General features: G+C 54.1%; 24 protein-coding genes. 13 read left to right on the top strand and 11 right to left on the bottom strand.

The window, feature by feature from the left end; all coding sequences use genetic code 11:
- Nucleotides 1-74 precede the first annotated feature (74 nt).
- From J7M22_02445 to J7M22_02470, 6 genes are all read right to left on the bottom strand, one after another.
- Nucleotides 75-641: a peptidylprolyl isomerase gene (locus J7M22_02445; protein MCD6505463.1), complete on the bottom strand. Its 567-nt coding sequence runs from the start codon at nt 639-641 to the stop codon at nt 75-77.
- 41 nt (nt 642-682) lie between these two features.
- Nucleotides 683-1,318, bottom strand: a complete 636-nt coding sequence (locus J7M22_02450; GenBank protein MCD6505464.1) for a cyclase family protein — start codon at nt 1,316-1,318, stop codon at nt 683-685.
- The gene (gene moaC, locus J7M22_02455; protein MCD6505465.1) at nt 1,302-1,751 is read right to left on the bottom strand and encodes a cyclic pyranopterin monophosphate synthase MoaC; all 450 of its coding nucleotides are present in this window, start codon (nt 1,749-1,751) and stop codon (nt 1,302-1,304) included. Before moaC ends, J7M22_02450 begins: the two co-directional genes overlap by 17 nt.
- 1 nt (nt 1,752) lies before the next feature.
- On the bottom strand, nt 1,753-2,982 hold the full coding sequence (locus J7M22_02460) for an AGE family epimerase/isomerase (protein ID MCD6505466.1): 1,230 nt from the start codon (nt 2,980-2,982) through the stop codon (nt 1,753-1,755).
- Nucleotides 2,961-3,596 (bottom strand): cyclodeaminase/cyclohydrolase family protein, encoded by a 636-nt coding sequence (locus J7M22_02465; protein ID MCD6505467.1) that lies wholly within the window; start codon nt 3,594-3,596, stop codon nt 2,961-2,963. Before J7M22_02465 ends, J7M22_02460 begins: the two co-directional genes overlap by 22 nt.
- A gap of 76 nt (nt 3,597-3,672) precedes the next feature.
- Nucleotides 3,673-5,409, bottom strand: coding sequence for a formate--tetrahydrofolate ligase (locus J7M22_02470; GenBank protein MCD6505468.1), 1,737 nt, complete (start codon nt 5,407-5,409; stop codon nt 3,673-3,675).
- Nucleotides 5,410-5,739: 330 nt separating this feature from the next.
- On the opposite strand from J7M22_02470, the gene gap reads away from it, so the two are divergent.
- From gap to J7M22_02520, 10 genes are all read left to right on the top strand, one after another.
- Complete coding sequence (gap, locus tag J7M22_02475) at nt 5,740-6,744, top strand: type I glyceraldehyde-3-phosphate dehydrogenase (protein MCD6505469.1); 1,005 nt, start codon at nt 5,740-5,742, stop codon at nt 6,742-6,744.
- 57 nt (nt 6,745-6,801) lie between these two features.
- On the top strand, nt 6,802-7,986 hold the full coding sequence (locus J7M22_02480; protein ID MCD6505470.1) for a phosphoglycerate kinase: 1,185 nt from the start codon (nt 6,802-6,804) through the stop codon (nt 7,984-7,986).
- Nucleotides 7,987-8,154: 168 nt separating this feature from the next.
- Nucleotides 8,155-8,913, top strand: coding sequence for a triose-phosphate isomerase (locus J7M22_02485; GenBank protein MCD6505471.1), 759 nt, complete (start codon nt 8,155-8,157; stop codon nt 8,911-8,913).
- Between the two features lie 17 nt (nt 8,914-8,930).
- Entirely contained in the window at nt 8,931-9,335 is a 405-nt protein-coding gene (secG, locus tag J7M22_02490) for a preprotein translocase subunit SecG (protein ID MCD6505472.1), read from the top strand.
- 9 nt (nt 9,336-9,344) lie between these two features.
- Nucleotides 9,345-9,767, top strand: a complete 423-nt coding sequence (locus J7M22_02495; GenBank protein ID MCD6505473.1) for a hypothetical protein — start codon at nt 9,345-9,347, stop codon at nt 9,765-9,767.
- On the top strand, nt 9,764-10,153 hold the full coding sequence (locus J7M22_02500; GenBank protein MCD6505474.1) for a hypothetical protein: 390 nt from the start codon (nt 9,764-9,766) through the stop codon (nt 10,151-10,153). Before J7M22_02495 ends, J7M22_02500 begins: the two co-directional genes overlap by 4 nt.
- 1 nt (nt 10,154) lies before the next feature.
- A complete protein-coding gene (locus J7M22_02505; protein MCD6505475.1) occupies nt 10,155-11,933 on the top strand; it encodes a glutamate mutase L in 1,779 nt (592 codons plus the stop codon).
- Between the two features lie 9 nt (nt 11,934-11,942).
- On the top strand, nt 11,943-13,061 hold the full coding sequence (locus tag J7M22_02510; protein MCD6505476.1) for a hypothetical protein: 1,119 nt from the start codon (nt 11,943-11,945) through the stop codon (nt 13,059-13,061).
- A 28-nt stretch (nt 13,062-13,089) separates the two neighbouring features.
- A complete protein-coding gene (locus J7M22_02515; protein ID MCD6505477.1) occupies nt 13,090-15,600 on the top strand; it encodes a mannose-1-phosphate guanyltransferase in 2,511 nt (836 codons plus the stop codon).
- A 13-nt stretch (nt 15,601-15,613) separates the two neighbouring features.
- Nucleotides 15,614-16,009 carry an aspartyl protease family protein gene (locus J7M22_02520; GenBank protein ID MCD6505478.1) on the top strand — a complete coding sequence of 132 codons (396 nt, stop codon included), beginning with the start codon at nt 15,614-15,616 and terminating at the stop codon, nt 16,007-16,009.
- On the opposite strand, the gene J7M22_02525 is transcribed toward J7M22_02520, so the two are convergent.
- Entirely contained in the window at nt 15,990-17,123 is a 1,134-nt protein-coding gene (locus J7M22_02525; GenBank protein MCD6505479.1) for a hypothetical protein, read from the bottom strand. The genes J7M22_02520 and J7M22_02525 overlap by 20 nt on opposite strands.
- Nucleotides 17,120-18,442 (bottom strand): DUF4139 domain-containing protein, encoded by a 1,323-nt coding sequence (locus J7M22_02530; protein ID MCD6505480.1) that lies wholly within the window; start codon nt 18,440-18,442, stop codon nt 17,120-17,122. Before J7M22_02530 ends, J7M22_02525 begins: the two co-directional genes overlap by 4 nt.
- Nucleotides 18,443-18,755: 313 nt before the next feature.
- Here J7M22_02530 and J7M22_02535 point away from each other — a divergent pair, with 313 nt between their 5' ends.
- The 3 genes from J7M22_02535 to J7M22_02545 are packed head-to-tail and all read left to right on the top strand — an operon-like array spanning nt 18,756 to nt 20,942.
- The gene (locus tag J7M22_02535; protein ID MCD6505481.1) at nt 18,756-19,310 is read left to right on the top strand and encodes a sigma-70 family RNA polymerase sigma factor; all 555 of its coding nucleotides are present in this window, start codon (nt 18,756-18,758) and stop codon (nt 19,308-19,310) included.
- Nucleotides 19,310-19,873, top strand: a complete 564-nt coding sequence (locus J7M22_02540; GenBank protein ID MCD6505482.1) for a zf-HC2 domain-containing protein — start codon at nt 19,310-19,312, stop codon at nt 19,871-19,873. The genes J7M22_02535 and J7M22_02540 overlap by 1 nt, the downstream gene beginning before the upstream one ends.
- Before the next feature lie 4 nt (nt 19,874-19,877).
- Complete coding sequence (locus J7M22_02545) at nt 19,878-20,942, top strand: hypothetical protein (GenBank protein ID MCD6505483.1); 1,065 nt, start codon at nt 19,878-19,880, stop codon at nt 20,940-20,942.
- 51 nt (nt 20,943-20,993) lie between these two features.
- Here J7M22_02545 and J7M22_02550 read toward each other — a convergent pair whose 3' ends face one another.
- Genes J7M22_02550 through J7M22_02560 form a run of 3 tightly spaced genes read right to left on the bottom strand, consistent with a single transcriptional unit; the run spans nt 20,994 to nt 24,424 of the window.
- A complete protein-coding gene (locus J7M22_02550) occupies nt 20,994-22,589 on the bottom strand; it encodes a BamA/TamA family outer membrane protein (protein ID MCD6505484.1) in 1,596 nt (531 codons plus the stop codon).
- Nucleotides 22,590-22,592: 3 nt separating this feature from the next.
- Nucleotides 22,593-23,339, bottom strand: coding sequence for a class I SAM-dependent methyltransferase (locus J7M22_02555; protein ID MCD6505485.1), 747 nt, complete (start codon nt 23,337-23,339; stop codon nt 22,593-22,595).
- The gene (locus J7M22_02560) at nt 23,279-24,424 is read right to left on the bottom strand and encodes a glycosyltransferase family 4 protein (GenBank protein ID MCD6505486.1); all 1,146 of its coding nucleotides are present in this window, start codon (nt 24,422-24,424) and stop codon (nt 23,279-23,281) included. The genes J7M22_02555 and J7M22_02560 overlap by 61 nt, the downstream gene beginning before the upstream one ends.
- Nucleotides 24,425-24,435 lie beyond the last annotated feature (11 nt).

The raw sequence follows: 24,435 nt of genomic DNA on the forward strand, positions 1-24,435 counted from the left end.
ATGCGAAATGCGAATTTAAATTCGAAATCCGAAATTCGCAATTCGAAATCAAGGTGCTTCCTCGTTCCTCGCTCCTAGTTCCTCGTTCCTTCTTTGACACACTTTCGGTCAACTGCTGAGGGGCTCCCCACCTGGATTGAGGAACGCGGGCGAAGTTGAACCTTGATGATCTTATCCCCCTGGCGGAGCTTCTCCACGACATCCATCCCCTTGATGACCCTGGCGAACAGTGTATATTTCCCGTCGAGATGTTTGAACTGTCCCTTATCGGGCGGCAGACAGATATAGAACTGCGATCCGGCCGAATGAGGGATGCCTTTATTCGCCATACCCACCATCCCCGGGACGTGCTTCAGGTCGTTGAATTCATCCGGTATCGTATACCCCGGTCCGCCGGTGCCGTCTCCCTTCGGATCGCCTCCCTGAATCACGAACTCGGGCACGTACCGATGGAAGGTCAATCCGTCGTAGAAGCCCTTTCTTATCAGCTTCTTGAAGTTCTCAACGGTTTTAGGGGCCTTATCGGGGTAGAACTCCATGACGAAGGTTCCCTTCGTCGTCTGGAAGACCGCCACCTCCTCCTCGCCTCCGCCTGAGGGTGAAAGGCTTTTAGCGGCCTGACATCCGGCGATTAGGGCCATAAGGGCGAAAAAAGCGGGGATCATCATCACCACAATTCGTCTCATCGCTCAGCCTCCTTCTCCACGAGGGCCACGGCGCGTATCCAGGAGGAGTCAAGCCCCTGAATTTTGATCGGGAACCCTATGAATATAAACCTCTTCGGCAGGGCGTCCATGTTCACCAAGCCTTCGATTATCGGGATGTCGTTGCCCAGGAGGTAGTCGTGCGTGAACATCTCCCCTTTTTCCTCGAGCTGGACGGTATTTCCGATCCCCAGCATCTTAATCCCCGTCTCCTTCAAGTATTTTGCCGTCTCTCGGGCTATATATGGCCGCCGATCGCCGGTGTAGGGGCTGTGCATGAGGACGATATCCCCCTCCCCGACCGAGTCAGGTTCCGCTGCCCGATTGACGGCCTCGGGCGTTATGGGCGATCCCGGATCGAGGAAGTCGAAATACAACATTAACCCCTCGCCGATGAAGCTTTCAAGCGGCAGTTCCGTCACATCCTTGAGGCCGTCTTTATAGTGGAGCGGCGCCTCAATATGCGAGCCGATGTGAGTCATCGTGTCCACATCGTGCATGATGGTGTTATCAAGCTCGAAGATGAACCGCCTTATCTCGAGCCTTCTCTCCTCCTTGCCCGGGATGAGCTTCGGGGAGAGATCCACGAGTTTATATCTATCGAGGAACGACATCGCTTTTACCCCCTGTCTTCTTTATAAGCCTTATATCCGTGATCTGTATGTTCTTATCGATGGGCTTACACATATCATATATGGTTAGGGCGGCGATCGAGACGGCCGTAAGCGCCTCCATCTCCACGCCCGTTCTCGCGACCGTTTCAACCGTAGCCTTTATCTCGATACGACATGACTCGCGATCGATCTCAAAATCCAATCTCACGGAGGTGATCTCTATCGGATGGCAGAGGGGGATGAGCTGAGGGGTTCTTTTCGCGGCTATGATACCGGCGATCCTCGCCACCTCGATCGGATCGCCCTTCTCGATCTCACCTCGTTCGATCAGGTTCAAGGTCCTCTCGCTCACCCTCACGCTTCCCGCCGCCACGGCAGTTCGGTGGGTCTCCGGCTTATGTGTGACATCCACCATTCGGGTTTGCATGATCATCTTACAACAATCCCGATCGGTAATCGCCGACCGGCTCCCCGATTTTTCTCAGGTTTTCGTAGGCATGATAGCAGGCCTGCATCACGTGATACGCCGCCTTCCACTCCCCGCCCTTCCTGTCATCCTTCACGTTACCGTCCTCATCCAGGGCATGGAACCACTCGCCGTATCTGTCATCGAATAGGTTGCGGTAGCAAAATCGCGTTAGCTCCTCCAATCTCTCCCTGTAGATCCCCTCGCCCGTCATCCTGTAGGCAAAGGAGAGACAACCTATCCCCTCACACTGCACCCACCAGATCTTATCACGTCCGATCGCCTTCCCGCCCGGTTTTCCTCTGTCGAGGAAACCACCGTTCCGCTCATCCCAACCCTCCCGCAATGAGAAATCGAGGAGCTTTCCGGCGAGGATGACGTATCGATCTATCTCCAGGGACTTCCCTATGACCCAGAGGAACCATGAGCTTTCGAGGTTATGTCCGTAGTTGGCTAGCCCCCTTGTCTCCTGGATGTTCTCGCGCCAATCCGGCAGGAACCACTCGCGCATGCAGTCGAACCTCTCATTCTGCATCCTATCACAGATCAGATCACAGATCCTTGTGATCTCCCCTCTAAACCAGGAATCCTGGGTCAATGCCGCCAACGAGCAGAGGGCCTCGAGCATGTGGAGATGCGTATCTAGCCTTTTGGTGGGATTTCTCAGGTACCAGTCCTCGTCCATCTCATGGTAAAGCCCGCCGTGATTTTTATCCCACATCTTCTTGAAGGTCAGATCGTATGTCTCGAGCGCCATCTCCTGTGCTTGGGAGTTGCCGGATGCCCTTGCGAACTCCGAAAGGCCGTATATGGCGAAGGCATGACCGTAGGAGCGTTTCTCCAGCCCCTCCCTTTTATCGATCGATCTGGTCTTCTCGCCCGATCTCTCGACCGACCAGAACCATCCTCCGTATTTCCTGTCCCAGAAGTGTTCTATGAGGAAGTTCACCCCGTTCTCAGCGATATCGAGATACTCATCATCGCCGCTGAGGCGGTAGGCGAGCGTGAAGGAGTAGATCATCCTGGATTGCATGACGAGGAATTTTCTCCCGTCGCCGAATCTATTTCCGTCCCTCCCCAGATGCGTCCAGAAACCGCCGAACTCCTCGTCTATGGAGTGTTCCACCCAGAAGGAGATAACGTCATCCAGGGCATGCCTCTTGAAGTCGAACCTCTCTAGCTCGAACTCCTCAGGCATTTCCTTATCACCTCGGCGATCTCCCCATAGATCTCGCGGCATTCCTTGGAGAATTTATCTATCATGGGCGAGATCTCCCTTCGCAGCTCATCGTCATTTATGAGGTTCAGGTTGTACTCTATCAGGAGGCTTGCCGATTCGAAGGAGGCGACCGCTAAAGCTGCGACACATCCGACATCACCTATAAGCTGTGGGTTACCGACCTTCACCAGCTCCCATGAGAGCTTTATGAGGTCGAAAGAGGACTTCGCCACTTCCATCGGCACGTTGATGGCGCTTTTCAGGGCCTGGAGTATGGCCATCTGTCTGGCTTTTTTCTCCTCCTCCGTGTCCTTAGGCATCTTATAGGCCTGAGAAACCTGCTCGTAGGCATCTATATCCGCCTGAATGAGATCTAAGAGCTTGGCTCTGAGCGACTCCGCCTGGCTGAGTAACTCCTTCACCTTCGGCTCGACCTTTTTGAACTTCTTTTTGCCTACGGTATAGTGGCAGACCATGCTGCCGAGGGCTGCCGAAAGGGCCCCGACCAGTGCGGCGATGCTGCCGCCGCCCGGCGTCGGCTCACGCGATGCGGTTTTATCCAGGAACTCCTTCAATCTCCATTGGGTAACCATCCCTACCTCCCTATATTAATTTTTAGGAGGATAAATCACCGGAGGAGAGCAGATTTCTCCTCCGGCCTTATCGGAACTAGAATAGCCCCTTTATCTTGCCGCTCTCCACATCGACGTCCACGTCGACGAAGGCAGGCCTTGAGGGTAGACCAGGCATGGTTCTCATCTCGCCGCAGATAGGATATAGGAAACCGGCGCCCACCGATGCTCTTATATCCCTGACAGGGAGTTTATAATTCTTTGGAACCCCCTTCCAATTGGGATCATGGGAAAGGGAGAGATGAGTCTTGGCCACGTTAATCGTCAGGTTAGAGAAACCGAGCTTTGTGTAGAGCTTTATCTTCCTCTCAGCTTCCGGGGAGTATTCCACGCCATCAGCGCCGAAGACTTTAACCGCTATAGTCTCTATTTTCTCCTTGATGGAGGCGTCATCCGGGAAGAGGAATCTCATATTGCTCGGTTTCGTCTCAAGCACCTTGAGCACCTCTTCGGCCAGCTCTCTTGCACCTTCTCCGCCTTTAGCCCATGCCTCTGAGACGGCGACGCCATCGGCACCTGCTTCCAGAGCTTTTCTCCTGACCAACTCTATCTCCCTGTCGGTATCGAAGGTGAACCTGTTTATGGCCACGACCGCTGGAACACCATACATTTTGACTATCTCTATGTTGCGTGCGAGATTCTCACAACCTTTCTCCACAGCGGGTAGGTTCTCAGTCTCAGCCGCCTCCTTCACCTTAGAATACGACATACCAGGGCGGAAATGGAAGGCGCCCCCATGTTCCTTGAGAGCCCTTATGGAGCAGACAATGACGGCGCAGTCGGCCTTCAGCCCACTTTGACGACATTTGACGTCAACGAACTTCGAGAAGCCGCACTCAGCTCCGAAACCGTTCTCGGTGACGACATAATCGGCCAACTTCAAGGCCACCAGATCGGCCAGCACAGAGTTGTTACCATGAGCAACGTTGGCGAAGGGGAAGCCATGGCAGATCATCGGATGCCCTTCCAGGGATTGGACCAAATTCGGCTTCAGGGCATCTACAAGGAGTGCCGTCATGGCGCCGGCCACTTTCAAATCCTCGCAGGTTACGGGTTTACCGTCATAGGTATAGGCGACAACGGCTCTGCCGATCCTCTCCCTCAGATCCTTAAGCCCTATGGCCAGAGCGTGAATGGCTGCAGTCTCGGTCGCAACGGTGATGTCGAAGTTGGTCACCCTCGGATAGCCGTTGGCCCTTCCGCCGAGCCCGACGATCACCTCTCTCAAAGCACGGGAGTTGAGGTCCTGACAGTAGGTCCATGTGACGTTAAGCGGATCTATGTTCAGCTTGTTCTTGTGGAGGATACTGGCGTCTATGGCGGCAGCACAGAGGTTATGAGCTGACTCCACGGCGTGGATATCTCCCGTGAAGTGAAGGTTAATCGCCTCCATAGGCAAAGCCTGCGAGTATCCTCCTCCCGTGGCTCCTCCTTTGATGCCGAAGGTTGGTCCCTTGGATGGCTCCCGAAAGGTGTTTATCACCTTCTTACCTAAAAGTGCAAGCCCCTGACCTAATCCGAAGGCGGTTACCGTCTTCCCCTCTCCCAAAGGCGTAGGAGTGATAGCGGTGACGCAAATCATCTTGGCGTTCGGCTTATCTTTCAGCCTCTCTAAAACCTTGGCGTAATCGATCTTAGCTATATACTTGCCGTAAAGCTCAATCTCATCCTCAAGAAGTCCGGCGTCCCTGGCCACATCGACGATGGGCCTTAGCTCAGCTTCCTGGGCGATTTCCAGATCACTCGGAACAGGCCATCTTTTTTCTACCGGCATCTCCCCTCCTCTATCCTAAAACTAAATATCTGAAATTTAGGAAAGTATATCATATTATCTAAGAGATTGCAAAATGGACGAAGTATACACAGGGCTTTTCAACGCTTTTCGTCGGCGCTGTAATTGCAGCGAGCAGCGAATGGGGGAGAATCACCACTCGCTACTCGCCATTTGCCGTTCCTCCTTGTGCCTGCCGGATTCGTGGGCATGCGCAGGGACGTGCCCACGCTGATTATACCAAATCATTGAAAAGCCCCACCTTACTTGTCTGTATCAAGCCGTTATGTTAAAATAAGCATCGAATCCGAAACATCGACGAGGAGGTAAGGAATGCCGATCAGAGTTGGGATCAACGGTTTCGGGAGAATCGGAAGATTAGCCTTCAGAGCCGCTATGGAGAGGGATGACCTGAGAAATCTGGAGTTCGTCGCCGTTAACGATATCACCGATGCTAAGACCCTTGCCCATTTGTTGAAGTATGATTCAGTCCACGGAAGGTTCCCCGGAGAGGTGGTGGCGGAAGAGGATAAACTCATCGTCAACGGCAAGGAGATAAAGGTTCTCTCAGAGCGGGATCCCGCCGATCTGCCGTGGAAGGAGCTCGGCGTTGACCTCGTCATCGAGTCGACCGGCCTTTTCAGGGAAAGGGATCTGGCCGCCAAGCACCTGACCGCCGGGGCCAAGAAAGTGCTGATATCCGCTCCGGCCAAAGGGGAGGACATCACCATCGTCATAGGGGTTAACGACGATAAATACGATAAGGAGAAACACGTTATCATCTCAAACGCCTCCTGCACGACCAACTGTTTGGCACCTATGGTTAAGGTGTTACATGAGAACTTCACCATCAAACATGGTCTGATGACCACGATCCACTCCTATACGAACGATCAGAGGCTTCAGGATTCGCCCCACAAGGATATGAGGCGCGCGAGGGCCGCCGCTGTCTCGATGATCCTCACAACGACCGGGGCGGCCGTCGCTATAGGCAAGGTCATACCCGAGCTGAACGGGAAGCTGGACGGCGTCGCTATTCGCGTGCCCACACCGAACGTGTCGCTCACCGATCTGACCGTTGAGGTCGAAAAGGCCACCACGGTCGAGGAGGTAAACGAGGCGTTCAAAAAGGCAAGCGAGGGCGAGTTGAAGGGGATACTGGCGTATGAGGAGGTGCCTCTGGTGTCGGCGGATTACAACCACAATCCATACTCCTGCATCTTCGATGTCCCCTCGACAAGGGTGGTCGACGGCACACAGATAAAGGTCTTCGGCTGGTACGATAACGAGTGGGGATATTCCAACAGGCTGGTCGAGTTGGCCTCAAGGCTGCTGTGATGTGAGCTTTCAGGGGCGAGCTTCAACGCTCGCCCTCAAAATCAAGGAGGATGGGAGATGACCAAGCTCAGCGTAAGGGATTTGGATCTGAAAGGCAAGAGGGTTTTAATGAGGGTGGACTTCAACGTGCCGTTGGAGAAAGGCGTCATAACCGATGACACCCGAATTCGAGCGGCCCTACCCACCATAAAGTACATCATCGAGCGGGGCGGAAAGCTGATCTTGATGTCACATCTGGGCAGGCCCAAAGGGGTCGATCCGAAGCTCTCACTTAAGCCCGTTTCAAAGAGGCTCAGCGAGCTTTTGGGTAAAGAGGTTAAAATGGCCCCCGACTGCATAGGGGATGAGGTCCGGAGGATGGTCGCCGAGATGAAGGAAGGCGACGTGATACTGCTGGAAAATCTCAGGTTCCACAAGGGCGAGACGGAGAACGATCCCGAATTTGCGAGGGAACTCGCCTCTCTCGGAGATGTATATGTCAGCGACGCCTTCGGAGCAGCACATAGGGCCCATGCCTCGACTGAAGGAGTTACCAAATTTATCCCTCAGGCAGCCGCGGGTTTCCTGATGGAGAAGGAGATAGAGTATCTCAGCAAGGCCGTCCAGTCGCCGGAACATCCCTTCGTGGTTATTCTGGGCGGTGCGAAGGTCTCGGACAAAATAGGGGTGCTGACCAGCATGTTGGAGAGGGCCGACGCGATACTCATAGGCGGCGGGATGGCATATACCTTCCTGAAGGCACAGGGATATAACGTCGGAAAATCGATCGTCGAGGATGATAAACTCGATCTGGCGCGACAGATCATGAACGAGGCGAAGGAGAAAGGCGTCGAGTTCAAACTTCCCGTCACCACGGTGATCGCCGACAGGTTTGCGCCCGATGCCAACTCGAAGGTCGTTAAAAGCACCGAAATTCCCGACGGATGGCTGGGTGTGGATATCGGGCCTGAAACGGTGGAGGAATTCAGCAAGGTGATCGGTAGGGCGAAGATGATCATCTGGAACGGTCCCCTGGGGGTCTATGAGTTCGATAAGTTCGCAAAGGGCACGGTCGCCGTGGCCAAGCTCCTTGCTGAATCGGACGCCATAACCATAATCGGCGGCGGGGATTGCGTTGCGGCGGTGCAGAAGGCAGGCGTGGCGGATAAGATGACTCACATCTCCACCGGCGGGGGCGCTTCGCTGGAGTTCCTGGAGGGGAAAGAGCTGCCCGGCATAGCGGCGCTATCGGATAAGGGATAGCCCATAGGACGGAATCCAATGCGCTATGATGTCGTTGCTCGCCAAAAGGAGGGATATCATGATAGAGTCTCCAGCAGCGACGCTTGTATCCCTGCACGACGCTGCCATAACATGTAAGGATCTTCAGGAGTTCAGAGATACGCTGAAAATGGCTCTGGAGGAGGAATGATGAGGAAACCGATTATAGCCGGAAACTGGAAGATGAACAAAACCATCGGCGAGGCGCTCGAATTGGTTAACTCCCTCAAAGAGCTGGTCGCCGATGTGACGGACGTAGAGATCGTTGTTGCTCCTCCCTTCACCGCTTTGCAGGCGGTGGGAGAGGCGATAGAGGAAACGAACATAAAGCTCGCCGCACAGGACATGTTCTGGGAGGAAAGCGGAGCCTACACGGGGGAGATATCTCCTCTGATGCTCAAAGACGTCGGATGCCAATACGTTATAATCGGACACTCGGAGAGAAGGGGGTATTTCGGAGAGACAAACGAAACGGTCAACAGAAAGGTCAAGGCAGCTCATAAGCACGGGCTCAAACCGATAATGTGTGTCGGAGAAAAACTTGAGGAGAGGGAATCGGGCGTGACAAAGGAGGTCGTCAAGGATCACGTGGTCAACGGGCTTAAAGGGCTGAGCGAGGAAGAGATGCTTAACACCGTCATCGCCTATGAACCCGTCTGGGCTATCGGGACCGGCAGAACGGCCACCCCACAGCAGGCTCAGGAGGTTCACCAGTTCATAAGGGAACTGCTCGGGGAGATCTTCTCGAAGGAGGTGGCGGAGCAGGTCAGAATACAGTACGGAGGCAGCATCAAGCCCGAGAACATCGCCGGACTGATGGCTCAGCCGGATATAGACGGCGGGCTTGTCGGAGGCGCAAGCCTGAAGGCCGATTCGTTCGCCAAGATCGTTAAATTCTACGAGAGATAAACCGAGGTGATGAGAACATGATATTGGGGTTGCTGATCTTTATCTTCGTTATGGTCTGCATATTGTTGACCGTCGCTATATTGCTGCAATCCAGCAAGAGTGAGGGACTGGGCGGGATAGTAGGCGGCTTGAGCTCATCTAACCCGATATTCGGAAGAGGGACCGCCTCCTTCATGCAGAAGCTGACCACAGGGTTGGCCATCGCATATATGTTGCTGGCGCTGTTGCTGGCGAGGTTCTGGGCGACATCCTCGACGCCTAAACTCAAGGTTAAGCCGGAATCAGCTCCAACTCAATCGGTTCAGACGCAGCAAAAAGGGGAGACCAAGCAGAGCTCAGAGGCCAAAGCCGGTGCTGGTGCTAAAACCCAAAGTGAAAACAAGAACAATCAGGAGAAAACTGGCAAATCGTCGGGAAAGTAGGATCCTCCGATGGGAGATCGTTCCGCTGCTTCCCCCGATCTCTTCTGGATCGTTCATCCTCTCACAAGGAGCAGGGTGATTCCCGCTGTCGTTATCCTGTTCCTTTTCCTGCTCGGTGTGCTGGTCTATCACATATACGGGCTCTTTATGGCGATTCTCTCCATCGGTATACTCTTCGGTTCACTCTCCTCCTACTTCTTCCCGACCAAATACCTGCTTTATCCGGACAGGATCGAGGTGCACACCTTCGCCAGGAAATACTCAAGGAGCTGGAGCTATTTCAAGAGCTTCCATATGGATAAAAACGGGGTTCTGCTCAGCCCGTTTGAAGGCAGATCAAGGCTGGAGAGGTTTCGCGGTATCTATGTGATGTTTAACGGCCATAGGGATGAGGCGCTGAGATACATAGAGGATAAGATTCAAAGGAGATGAAGGTCGCTTTCGGCTCTCTCATAAGGAATTTAGTGAGGAGGATATCCGAGCTGCCCGGCCCCGTCGGTGGGTTTCGTTCGGGTGAAGAGACCATTATATTGCCGGATGAGATCGATGAGGAGGAGAGGGATCGAATAATAGAGAAGGCTGCTCAGGAGATCGTCAAGCGGGGTCTGACCGCTCCAGCGCTGCTGTTTATCGAGATGGCCAAACCCATCAACTTCCTCGGCAGTCAATTGCTCGTTGCCGTTGATCCTTTCGTCAGCTCCATATTGAGCTCTGGGGATTATAGAAAGTTCTCGATCCTGATGGAGGACGATGAAAACGTGGAGAGACTGTTGCAGGCCATAGAACGGCTGAGCGGGAGGGGGAACAAGGATGGATGAAATGAGATCTATCCTCGCTACCGATTGCGGGAGCACAACTACAAAGGCGATCCTGATAGAGAAGAGGGGTGATGAGTATCGGCTGATCGTACGAGGTGAAGCACCCACCACGGTCGAGGCGCCGGTGGAGGACGTCACCAAGGGCGTGATCAACGCCATCGGTGAGGTGGAGGAGCTTACGGGCAGAAAACTCCTGCGCGATGGCCGGCTGATTAAGCCTCAAACCGATGAGAAGGGTATAGACATATACATCTCAACGAGCTCGGCTGGCGGCGGACTGCAGATGATGGTGGCGGGGGTCGTAAGAAACATGACGGCCGAAAGCGCCGAGAGGGCCGCTTTAGGAGCTGGCGCCATCGTCATGGATGTGATCGCATCCAACGATGGAAGAAAACCGCATGAGAAGATAGATCGAATAAGGAGACTCAGGCCGGATATGATCCTCCTTTCAGGAGGTGTTGATGGGGGAACCGTATCACATGTCGTGGAGCTTGCTGAAATAATCGCCGCAGCAAATCCCAGACCTCGTCTCGGTATAGGATATCAGCTCCCCCTCATCTACGCGGGGAACAGGGATGCCCGCGATCAGATCAGAAAGACCCTCCACGGTAAGGTGGCCCTGGAGATCGTGGACAACATTCGCCCGACCATGGAGCGTGAAAATCTCATGCCGGCAAGGCTTAAGATCCAGGAGCTTTTCCTCGAACACGTCATGGCTCATGCTCCGGGCTACGATAAACTCATCTCCTGGACGGACGCCCCCATTATGCCCACCCCGGCGGCCGTGGGATATATCATCCAGACAATAGCTCGTCGCCGTGGGATACAGGTTGTGGGGGTGGACATCGGAGGTGCAACCACAGATGTTTTCTCGGTTTTCCAGGGGACGTTTAACCGCACCGTCAGCGCGAACCTCGGTATGAGCTACAGCGTCTCCAACGTCCTCGCCGAGGCTGGCGTGGAGAACGTGATGCGATGGGTGCCTTTCCGGATGGATGAGGGAGATCTCCGAAACAGGATCAAGAACAAGATGATCCGTCCCACCACCATACCTCAGACGTTGGAGGAGCTGATGGTGGAACATGCCCTCGCCCGTGAGGCGCTGAGGTTGGCCTTCGAGCAGCATAGGAAACTCGCCGTCGGACTAAAGGGAGTTCACCAGGAGAGGACGATCTCCGACGCCTTCGCACAGACCGAGACGGGCCAGACGTTGGTGGATATGATGGGCCTGGACCTCATCGTGGGAAGCGGCGGTGTGCTCTCACATGCTCCCCGTAGGAGCCAGGCGGCGATGATGCTGATCGACGCATTTCAGCCGGAGGGCGTAACCCATCTGGCCGTGGATAGCATCTTTATGATGCCCCAGCTCGGGGTTTTAGCGCAGGTGAATGAAGAGGCAGCTCTGCAGGTCTTCGAGAGAGAGTGTCTCATACACCTGGGGACCTGCATCGCCCCCGTCGGCCAGGGGGAGGAGGGCAGACCATGCCTGACCATAAAAGCATGGCTGCCGGAGGGTGAGATAGAGGAGGAGATACCGTTCGGTCAGATCAGACTCCTACCTCTCGGCGTCGGCCAAAAGGCGCGGGTATACCTCAAGCCGCGGAGGAGGTTCGACGTCGGAGCGGGGAGGGGAAATGAGATGGAGATCGAGGTCGAAGGCGGAGTCGTCGGCCTTATACTGGATACCAGAGGACGCCCGCTCGATCTGAACATGAACACGCCGAACAGGGTGGACAGGATCACCGAATGGATGAAAGCCTTAAACGCATATCCGATGTAGGGGGATAAAATGGCCCATGCCTATACGCCCGGGCTCAAGATAACCGATTCGACGCTTATAAGGAAGATCCGCAGGTTGCCCCTTGAAGGGACGGTGTTGGTCGAGGCAGGGCAGAAGGTTAGGGCCGAGGACCCTGTTGCAAGGACTGAGCTGCCCGGCGATGTGGAGATGATCAACGTGGCAAATACACTCAGCATTCAGCCTGAGGACATCCGCAGATATATGCTCAAGTCGGAGGGTGATCCGGTCGAGGAGGGAGAGATCATAGCCCAGACGAAGGGCCTATTCGGGCTTTTTAAATCACAATGTAGATCCAAAGCCTTGGGAACCATAGAGAGCATCTCGGAAGTCACCGGACAGGTTCTCATCCGCAAACCCTCGGTGCCGCTGGAGATAAAGGCATATGTAGACGGCGTGGTGAGCGAGGTCATGCCGAGGGAAGGCGCCGTCATAGAGTGTAAGGGAGCATTGATACAGGGGATATTCGGCGTGGGCGGTGAAAGGATAGCACCTTTAAAGCTGCTCGTCGATTCCCCCTCTGAACCGCTCACGGCTGAATCGATCGACCGAAGCTGTGCCGATAGGATAATCGTCGGAGGATCGATCGTCACCGCGGAGGCCATACGAAAGGCCGAGGAAATCGGTGTGATTGGAATAATCGTCGGAGGCATAAATGACGAGGATCTGCGCCGTTTCCTGGGATACGAGATCGGCGTGGCGATAACGGGATCGGAGGATATAGATCTGACGCTCATCATCACGGAGGGATTCGGGGAGATAGCCATGTCAGATAGAGCCTTCGGTCTCCTTAAAGAGCTCGATGGGATGAAGGCCTCCATAAACGGGGCAACCCAGATCCGAGCAGGTGTGCTCAGGCCGGAGGTGATAGTGCCCCTGGAAAAGATAAGGGCGGAAGAAGGAGAACTTGAGCCGAGACTGGAGATCGGATCGAAGATCAGGGTGATAAGGGAACCCTATTTCGGCAGGATCGGCGTGGTGAGAGCACTTCCCCCGGAATTGAAAAGGATCGAAACGGAATCCGTAGTTCGAGTTTTAGAGCTTGAATTGGAGGACGGATCGAGGATCACCCTGCCAAGGGCGAACGTCGAGATAATCGAGGAGAGATGAAAAAATAAGCTCTTTCGGAGGTGAAGCGATGAAGGCAGTGATAATGGCAGGCGGTTTCGGCACGCGGATGAGACCTCTGACCTACAACATCCCCAAACCGATGGTCCCGATCGCTAACAGACCCATAATGGAGCATATCGTCACCCTGCTTAAAAAACACGGATTTGAGGAGATGCTCTCCATACTCTACTATCAGCCGGAGATCATAGAGAACTACTTCGGAGACGGATCGGATTTCGGCGTCAGGATGGGTTACATCCGTGCGGAGGAGGATCTGGGCACGGCGGGAAGCGTCCGTAACGCCCACATCCACCTGTCCGATTTCTTCGACGATACCTTCATCATCATAAGCGGAGATCTGCTGACCGATTTCGATCTCACCGGGATAGTTCAGTTCCACAAGGATAAGGGCGCTAAGGTCACGCTGGCGCTGACCAGAGTGGATGACCCCAGGCCATACGGCGTGGTGATCACCGATGAGGAGGGCAAGATAACCCGCTTCCTGGAGAAGCCAACCTGGGGTGAGGTCTTCAGCGACACGATAAACACGGGCATATATGTTCTTGAGCCTGAGGTCATGGAGTACATTCCGCCGGAGACCGAGTTCGATTTCAGCAACGACCTCTTCCCGCTCCTCATGGAGAAGGGAGAGCCGCTATTCGGATTCGTGGCCGAAGGATACTGGAGGGATATCGGAGATTTGGAATCATACTTACAGGCACATAAGGACGTGCTTTCGGGGAAGGTGGAGATCGAAATCTCCGGCGAGAGGCAGAAGACCATCGGCAGGGATATCTGGATAGGCGAGGGAACGAAGGTCAGCAGGAAGGCCGAGCTGGAAGGGGCAGTGGTGATAGGCCGTAACTGTAGGATCGACGATGGGGTTTATATCCGTAACTCCGTCATCGGCGATAATTGCATCGTCGAGGAGGACGCCAGAATCGTGGATTCCGTCATATGGGATAACGTCTACATCGGCTCCATGGCGGAACTCCGTGAGAACATAATCGGCAGCCGGACGATCATCAAACATAAAGCCTTCATCGATCTGCGCGCCGTTATAAGCGATAACTGCGTCGTGGGGGCCGGAAGCCGGATAAGGGCCAACCTGAAGCTGTGGCCGCATAAGGTCGTTGAGGACGGCGCGACGCTCACGACAAGCCTGGTTTGGGGCGATAGGTGGGCGAAATCCCTCTTCGGCAGCTTCGGCGTGACAGGGGTGGCCGGGGCGGAGTTGACCCCTGAGATAGCGGCGAGGCTTGGGGCCTCATATGGCGCATCGCTGCGCAAGGGCTCATATGTCGTTGCGAGCCGTGATAACTGCAGGGCATCCCGCATGATCGGTCGTGCCATCATCGCCGGGCTGATGTCCACGGGAGTCAACATCTACGACCTGGAGGAGATCCCCGAGCCGGTGGCGAGGTTCGCAACCAACGCCTTGAAATCGTCAGGCGGTTTCCACGTCCGTCGATCCCCCTTCGATCCGGACGTGCTGGATATCAAGTTCTTCGAGGCCAACGGGATGGACATCCGCGTCGCCCATGAGAAAACGGTCGAAAGGCTCTTCTTCAGGGAGGACTTCCGCAGGGTCCCCGTCGCTGAGACAGGCAATCTGGAGTTCCCATCCAGGATCTACGAGTATTATCGCGAGGCCTTTCTCAATTACATCGATCAGGAGGTCTTCGGTGAGAGAAGCCCTAAGATCGTGATGGATTACGCCCACAGCACGGCCGTCACCATTCTACCCTCCATCCTAGGGGAGCTGAACATAAACGCCGTCAGCCTCAACGCCTTCATGGATGAAAGCAAACTCACCAGATCTGAAACCGAGATAGGGGAGGCTTTAAAGCAGCTTTCAGATATCGTCGTCACGCTCAAATCCGACGTCGGGTTCATGCTCAATCCGGCCGCCGAGAGGCTCTTCCTCGTCGATGAAAGGGGGAGGATATTATCGGGCAATGAGGCTCTGGCGGCGGTCGTCATGCTGATATTGAAGACGGGCGCTAAAGGGAAGATCGCCGTCTCCGTGACAGCCTCTCGGGCGATAGATGTGATCGCCTCTCAGCACGGGGTCGAGGTGATCCGGACGAAGACTAACCCCCGCTCGCAGATGGAGATGGCGATGTTGCCCGATATAGCCTTCGTCGGCTCCAGGCGTGGAAATTATATCTTCCCCGAATTCTATCCCGTCTTCGACGCCATGCTCGCCCTTGTGAAGATCCTGGAGATGATGTATAGGCTGGAGGTCAAGCTCGGCGATCTGGTCGATGAGATACCGAGGTTCCATATGATCAGGGAGAGGGTGCCCTGTCCGTGGGAGCTCAAGGGAACGATCATGCGCAATCTGATCGAGGAGACCAAAGGCGAGAACGTGGAGCTGATAGACGGCGTGAAGGTGAACTATGAGGACGGATGGATCGTGATTATCCCCGATCCCGATAGGCCCATATTCCACATCACCGCCGAGTCGGAGGATAAAGGGAAAGCTGAGGAACTGGCGGCATCCTTCGCTGATAAGATAAGGGAATGGCAGAGGTGAAGGGGGGAGGATAATGGCGAGGATCATCAAGGAGATAGAGATCCAGGGACAACCGGCGTTAGCCCTGTTTGATACCGGAGCGATCTACTCCTATGTCCGCTCGATCTTGGCCCGGGATGCCCCGGGGATAAAGGTCCCCTCCCCCCCGCGCGTGGTTCTGGGGGGAAGGGTTATTGAGATCAGGGAGCTCCGGTTGGTCAAGGGAAAGATCGAAGGACTGCCCTTCGTCGCCGAGGTGGTTCCTGTGGATGAACTGGGTCGGGCTGACGGTAAGGAACTGGATGCGATCATCGGAGCTAGAACGATGGAACAGTGGGAGATCAAGCTGGACCCTCGAACGGAATCGCTGGATCTAGAAGGGCTACGGCGCAGAGAGTTCACCGAGTTCCCTACATCACCACTGGTCTGATCTGCCCGCCGATGATGTTCTTGCCCAAAACCCTGAAGTTGATGACCTCCTTGGAGCCGGGGTCCATCTGAAGAATGAACTTGATCGTGGAGGAATCCTCCTTCTCATACCTATGTGAGCACTCCTTCATCTCCCACTCGTCGTTCAACCCCACATATATCTCCAGTTTGATCTTCTCCTCACGATGGTTTTGAGCCGTGATCCTGAACTTCTCCTCGATGTCGCAGAGCGCTATTCTCCTCTGATCTGCCGTCCGCCTGATGTTCGTCCTTCGCCTATCTAGGAGCTCCTTTTTAACCTCGACCTCCTTCGTCCCGCCGAGTCTGATCCTCACCTCATCGCTGATAGGCGTCCTATGTAGGATGTCCTCGCTGAGGAACACAAATCCATCCCCCTCGGCTTTATAGACGTGAATCTGGCCGGAGGGGAGGATAGAACCGCCAAGGCCATGGGCCTCATCGTTCTTAAAGATATAGTAGACTGAAGTTGTGGCGGATTTCCTCGGATCGAAGACGTAAAGTTTCTCCACAGAGACATTCTCAACCTTAAACAGCTCCACGGATCTGGATTCCCTTCCTTTAATCGTGAGCTTGATGGGAGGTCTAAATGGGAATTCGACCTGGACGTTCTGAAACTCCTCAGGCGTCGTGTTCACCACCTTTGCCCTGCATATTAACCTCCCCTTCTCATCGTTTTCATCGAGGATGAGGGTATAGCTAAACTCCGGTCTGATTCCTGAGGCAAGGTATGAGATGTAAACCGGCACCTCCATAGCCTCAGAGCTCATCACGTGCCAGATCAGGCTATTTGTCGATCCCGGCCGGATCGATATCGACTCGATCTCCACCCTCCCCTTTTGAGGCGTTGGGATGACATGAACCGATTGGAGATCTATGTCGAGGTTGGCCCAACTGAACTCGACCAGGTTTTCGCCTTTCTCCAAGGTGATGTTTCTCTGCTCTTGAATCAAAGCTTTCGCCGACGTGATGGACATGAACCTGATCCTCACCCTTTCCCTGGGCGGGAGGGTTATAAGCTCTATCCTCGATAACCCCACCTCGGCGATGCATCCCAGCAGGAGAGCTGCCGCTATAAATCCGATCAAAGCCCTCATCTTCTCACACCTCCCTCCGGCTTGATAACGACCGTGTATTTGATGATCTCCTCCGCTCCGGGCGGGAGGGTAAGCTTGAAAAGTATCGTCTGAGCGTCCTTTCGCTCATAATCGTGGCTTTTGGAGGTGATCTCCCACTCGCCCCTGAACCTCTCGTAAACTTCAACCTTGGCGGGGATCTCCCTGTGATTACGCACCTTTATCTGATATTCCTCCTCAGTGTCATATCCCGCCACCCGGTTGTTCTTATCGAACCTGAAGTTGATCTTGGCGAAGTTCATCCGTTTTCTTTCGACCGTGATCTCGCCCTGGGAGTTGAGGGTGAGCTTCACATCGCCGCTGACCGGCGTGAAATCGATCCTCGATTCACCTATCGGTATGATCTGATCTTTCTCCCGCCCGTAAACTATCACCCTCCCCGGCGGGATGGGAGCGGAGCCGAGGTTGTGCTCTTTGTCGTTTTTGAATCTGTATTGTTTAACGACCGATTCGCCGTATTTCGAGGGATCGAAGACATATACCACATCTATCGGCACCTCTTCGGCGGAGAGCCACATCAACCTTTTGCCCCACTCGTTTTTGAGATCAGTTCGTCTTTCGACCGAGAGCAGATAATGCTCTGAGACCATCCCGGCCTCACCGGCCTGTCTCATGTTAGCCAACGCCTCCGTCGTCACGAATTTCCGAGCGGCCGCTTCGATTACAGGTACAGGTGCTCTCAACGCTCCTCTGCCCGCTTTCCTCATCTCCTTTCGCATCCTGTCCATCTCCTCCGCCTTCGCCGCGTATCTCTCCCTTACCACCCTGTTGATCTCACCCGCCACGAGCTTGAGCGACACCCCTTTGAAATCCTCGCCGCTCTTGTTGGAGATCTCGACATATCCCTCTAGTGAAAGCTTGGTCTCATCCTCCGACGAGATGACAGTGTAGTCCACATCCCAGTCCATTCCACCGATGAAGTATGTGATCTTCAGCGGTTTTCTGCCCCCTTCCTCCGTTTTGATCTTCCAGACGATCATGTTCGGCTCCTCAAAGGAGGAGATAGCCGTCTGGATCGAGACGTCCGGGATCTGGGGAAGCAGTCTTATGGAGGATGGATCGATCCTGGTGTCAGCCCATCCGAATTGAAGCCTGTTTTCGCCCTTCCTCAGCGTGATCAACCTGCTCTCCTCGACATAGGCTATGTCTATCCCCTTATAGATCGTGACTTTCACGGACTTGCGTCCTGGGATTGTGGAGAGCTGGACCTCTCCCCACGCGTTGAAAGAAAGCGTTAAAAAGGCCCACATTCCCAGTGTGACCCAGATTAACCTCAACATACATCCCCTCCGATACGCTGGATTCGCCCATATTATCGTTGAGTGTAACGGAAATCCGATCCGTTGCGTTGTAACGTTCGCTGCGTGATTGCGTTTACTGCGTTGTGCGTTACGCGATGAACGTATCTCCTTGTTGGATCGATAACCGCTACACTCAAGGGAAATTTGAGCGTGTTGAACTACTCCGACCACCTAGGAGATTATACCATAATTTACCGGGTGATGTCGGCTTCTCACGTTAATCCTCGAACATTTTCCGCCGAAATTTCGTCTAAGAGATCGAAGGTGAGATTGAAACCTATAGAGGAAAATCTTGAGTGGCGAAGAAATCGTGTTGATTCAGAGGTTGAAACAGGGGGACGAGAAGGCATTCGAACAGATCTTCCGCAGATATCAGAAGAGGGTTTACAACGTCGCCTACAGAATGACCGGCAATCGCGAGACGGCGGAGGATATGACACAGGAGGTATTCCTCCGCCTCTTCCAGAAGATCCATAAGTTCAAGGGCAAATCCTCCTTCTCCACGTGGTTGTATCGCCTAACCGTCAATTTATGTCTGGATCACCTGCGAAAACGGAACGCACACCCGACTGAGAGTCTGGAGGATATCGACGAGAAAGCCCTTATATACGAAAAAACCCCTGAGGATGATGTCATTCTGAGGGAACGCAGAGAGGCCATACAGAGGATAATCGGCTCTCTCCCCGGTAAAATGAGGGCCATAATAATCCTTCGTGAGATAGAGGGGTTGTCCTATAAGGAGATCGCCGAGGCGATGAGCTGTTCAATGGGAAGGGTTAAATCGCTACTGCATGAGGCCAGGATGGAACTAAAACGCCGGATGGAGAGGAATAAGGGGGAATTATGATGAGATGTCGCAATGTGCGCAGGAAACTCTCCGAGTTTTTAGACGGCGAATTGGATGAGAGAACGCGGGAGGAGATCCGTAGACACCTCGCGATCTGTGAGGGGTGTTCCAAGGAGTATGATGAGATGGTCGAGGCCGTCTCGCTCGTCCGGGCTCTTCCGAGGCTCGAACCTCCTGGGGATATGTGGCCGGCCCTTAAAATGAAGCTCGAAAGCGCTGGAAGATCGAGATTTACATGGCGGGAGCGATTGAAGAGGTTGACGGTTCAACCCATGGTTCAACACCCTGTTCTCGCCCCTCTGATCCTGTTTATCGTCGCCGGGGCACTTGCCACAATGGGATGGTGGATGTTCACGAGATCGGGTTCGGATATCCCGGAGATGCAATTGCTCAGCTTATATGTTCAGGAACATGCCCGATATTACTCGCGGCAGATACTGCCTTCCGATCCGTTTCTGGAATCGGAGGTCGTTCGAGAGTTGAAAGCTCCCGCCAAGGTGAGGAAAACCGGATCGAGTTATGAGCTCCAAACGTATATCAGCTTGTATTACGAAGGAGAGTGAGGTCATGAAGGTGATGTGGGTTTGTCTCACATTGATGCTGTTGATAACCCTCCAGCCCAGGGGGGGACGGGATTTACCCGATCCTCAAGATATACTGAGGCAGATGGTGGAGGCTGAGAGGAGAGCTGATTTCGTGGGGAGGCGCCTGGTGATAGGTTTCGGCGGACGATATAACATGGTTCGAGAGGAGAAAGTGATAAATAAATCACCGGATAAGCAACGCATCGAAGTGCTAGCCCCGCCTGAGATCGCGGGCTCCGGGTTGATCCGGCTGGGGAGACGGGAATGGCGTATACCTCCGAAGGCAAAGGGAAAACCGTTCGGACCTCCCCCATATCGTCCCGGTCCTCCACCTCCTAAATTCGGCCGCTCACAGAGGGAATTGGAACTGATGCTCCATAACTACTCGGTGGGGATAAGCCCGGGAGGGAGAATCGCCGGACGGAGGACCTATCTGCTGGAGATAAAGCCGAAACACAAAGGAAGACCGTCCAGGAGGATATGGGTGGATGCCGAAAAGGGCCTGCCGCTTAGGGTGGAGAACTACAACTCCGAAGGCGAGCTCAGATTCCTCGTAGTGTATACCGAGATCTCCTTCCCATCAAAGATGGAAGATAAACTGTTTGTTCCCCCGAAGGAGGGCGTTGAGGGCGAAAGGAAATTTAGAGGACCATACGGCGGAGGAGAATTAAACCTTGAGGAGCTGAGACGGAAGATCTCATTCCGTATACTTATCCCGGAGTTCCTTCCCGACGGCTTTGAATTTCAAAGCGCCGGACTGATAAGATATCAAAGGCGGGAGATAGCCCACCTGCGGTATACCGATGGACTGGTGCTGCTATCGCTGTTTGAAACGAGCGGTGGAAGGCCGGAAGGACGACATAGAGCCCGGGAGAGGGAGATGGAAAAGCCGATCCAGATACTGGGCCTGAGATGTGAGTTGTTCTATGACGGTCAGTTGCGCATATTGCGGTGGGAAAAGGGAGGTATTAACTTCACCTTGATAGGGGATCTGAGTGAGGGGGATATGACCAAGGTCGCCGAATCCCTGATAGCACAATCACGGTGAAATCCATTTTTGAAGCGCAAATAAATCCATCGCGTGATAATATGAGCGAGTTCAAAAGGCGGTGCCGAGACTGACATGGATCTTGCCGTTCAGGATGGAATCGCCGCGGGCCAGGCCATAGCAGAGATTTAGCCTCCCCGATTGAGCCTCCAATCTCGCCCCGATGCCATAACTGATCTGGAGCTGAGGCGGATTCATCGTTCCTAAATCGACGAAGAGGAACAGATGAGATCCCAAACCGGTCAGAAACCTGTATTCCAGATTCGCATATGCCATCGATCCTCCTTGAAACCACCCCTCCGTGTATCCTCTCAGCGTGTTGGCTCCTCCTAAGCTGAAGAGCTCAAACGGCGGTATATCCCGCCCGAAAAGCCTGCCAAGGTGAGCTCCTAAAGCCAGCACCTGATTTCGCCGCGTGGATAGATAAATTTGCGCTCCAAAGGTAAGTCTCCCCAAACGGTAATCCCCCGCCGTTATCCCCAAATTAACGCTCTCAACATCCCCGGATGTTGGATTCAGCGCATAATCCCGCACATCACGCCTGAAACCAGCTTCAAATCTAACCGCCCTGTTCCTCATACCGTTCAGCTCGGCCGTCTCGTATGAGAACCCTCCCTTGATGAGATATCTGAAGTTCAATCTGCTGATAAGCGATATTCCATAGGATTTGAATCCCGCCTGACGTTCATACCTCAAACTTAGATCGATCGGTCTGCCCAAGATCCAGGGCTCAAGATATCGGAACTCGATCCGTTTCGACTCAGCCGAACGCCACTCGAAATGAAGCGCTCTTCCGCTGCCGAGTATGTTCGTCTCATCGATGAAGATCGTCCCTGTCAATTTCGCCCTACCTCCGGGAGTGATCGGTGGGGCGTATCCCAGCAGGCCCTCGATTCTCCCGCTGTGGGCCTCCGTCACGTGGGGATTGAATATGACCTCACCCGGCCTCTCACTTCTCTCGATCGCCTTCGGCTCCACATCATATATGTAGGGCATGTTCCTGAGCAGACGGATCGACTCATCGACAAGGCTCTGTCGATACGGCATGCCCGCTCTGATGGGAAGCTGACGGAGTATCACCTTGGGCTTGGTCTTCTTAAGCCCCGTCACCCTGACGTCAGCTATCCTAACCGGATCTCCCTCATCGATCATTATATCAAAGTTGAGCTTCGATCGATCCTTGGAGAGCCGAAATTCAGTTAGGCTCATGCGTGCGAGCGGATATCCCTTTTCGGCGTAGATCCTGAGAACCCGCTCGATCCCCTCATTGATTCTTCCAACGTCGAATTCCCCTCCCAGTTTCAACGCTCTCCTGATCTCCTTCTCGCTTAGGATCGAATTTCCAACGATCCGTATATCCCCGATCTTGACCCTTCTCCCCTCGTTCACCTTCAGGGTCAGCTTCATTCCCCCTTTGCCGCTCGGCTGAAACGAGTAATCGATAGACGCAAAGAGATATCCGCGCCTGACATATTCCCTAAGTACCTTGGAGATCGCCGGTTCAATCTCCTCCTTTGAGACCTCCCCGCCTGGCGTGAGCTGGAGAGTTCGAAGCAGATCTGCCCTTGAGATGATCTTATTTCCGGTTATCTCGATCGAATCCACCTTCACAGCGGCGATGATGAACGTGAGGGTGATTATGATCATGGGTCAGACCTCTGTCGGTTGATCCTCTTTTCTGCCTATGAAGTAAACGGCCGAGGCTATCAGGTGGGAGTTAGGTAGTCTGATGAGGATCGGGTCGAGAATGATAACCATTGGGAAGGTGATCCAGCCGAAGATGAGCGAGATCGCCTTACCGATCCAAAAATTACCGAAGGAAAGTGCGATCCCCACCAACTCGCGCATCACCCAATGTAGGGCGCTCGCTGGCCCCACACACGGCCCGGACTCGATCCTCCGGAAATCCGAGAGCAATTTCTCCAGGCCGGTCACCGTATATCGCTGATAATCGTTCGGTGAGGCATGATACCCTTGTATGAAGGGCACCGCCACACAGATGTATCCTCCGGGTTTTAGAACTCTCCGGATCTCATAGATCACAGCTTTCGGATCGGGCACGTGTTCCAGCACTGCCTCGCTTATGACGGCGTCGAACGATTCATCTTTGAACGGCAGCATCGCTCCGTCGCCTATCACGTCCACATTCGGAAATGGCTCGATATCCAGGTTAACCACACTTGACGCCCACCTTCGGTTACCGGAGCCCAGATCAAGGGCGATCCCCTCATCGCCTATCTCCCTGAGGATCCTCCTTACGGCTTTATCCCACCTAGGTGCCCTGTAGGGACATCCGGAGAGATTCCAGAGTATTCTGTTTCTGCGGAGGAAGGATTTCAGGCTCGACTCAACACCCTCCGATATACGTCGAGGTATCTCTCGGCTATCCTGGCCCAATCGTATCTCTCGACCGATCTGATCGCCTCGGCGCCCATCCTGATTCTGGCCTGGCCGTCCTCTATCAGGAGCGAGATCCTATCGGCGAGCGCCTGAGAATCAGAGGGATCCTCGATCAGGTATCCGTTTACCCCGTCGTGAACCAGCTCCTCGATCCCCTGCACTTTAGTGGCGACGACGGGCAATCCCATAGCCATCGCCTCAAGCACGACCAGAGGCATTCCTTCGGCCGAGGAACAGAGCGTAAAAAGATCGGCTGATTCATACCTCTTATGAAGCCTTTCATACGGGATGGTCCCCGAAAAGACCACGAGATCATCGACCTTGAGCTTTTTTGCAAGCTCTTTCAGCTCATCCATCATGGGGCCATCCCCGACGATCTCCACTGTGAACTTTCTCCCCGTCATCCCCCTCAGGTGAGGCAGGGCGGATATCAGATGATGGAACCCTTTGCGCGGGATGAGTCTTCCTATTGAGAGAACCCTGACCACGTCCGGCTCGGCCTCGCGTTTTGGCGCGTGGAATCGAGATAGATCTATGCCATCCGGTATGACCTCTATCCGTGTCTCCGGATCGGTCCGCAGAGCTAGCTTCCTCAATCCTTCGCTACATGCGATGACTGCCCCGGCCGAACGCCATATCGCCCTTATGGCCGGTTTGAGGATCGGATAGAGGTAACGATAGTAAGGAGGATCGGGGTTAGGTCTGGGCACATCCCTGCCGCCCAGGAACACGACGTACGGATATCCCGTCGTCTTACCTATCGCGTATGCCACGGGACCTGATGGGATGCCGAAGAAAACCTGAACGATATCCGGACGGATGACGGGGACATATCTGAACGACCAGACAAGGGCACTCAGGATGTAGGTGAACATCTCATGCACTTTAGCTACGTTCGGGCTTCTCCGGATCACCGGAACCCGATAAACCTTAACCCCATCGATGATCTCATGCCGTGGCAGTCGATCGAAATGGGACGTGACCAAGGTGACATCATGACCCCGCCTTGCGAACTCCCTCCCGAGATATCTGGTAACGATCCCGCCTCCACCACCTATGGGGGGGAATTCGTAATTGACCATCAGTATTCGCA

This window comes from Candidatus Poribacteria bacterium (assembly GCA_021162805.1).
GTDB lineage: Bacteria > Poribacteria > WGA-4E > B28-G17 > B28-G17 > JAGGXZ01.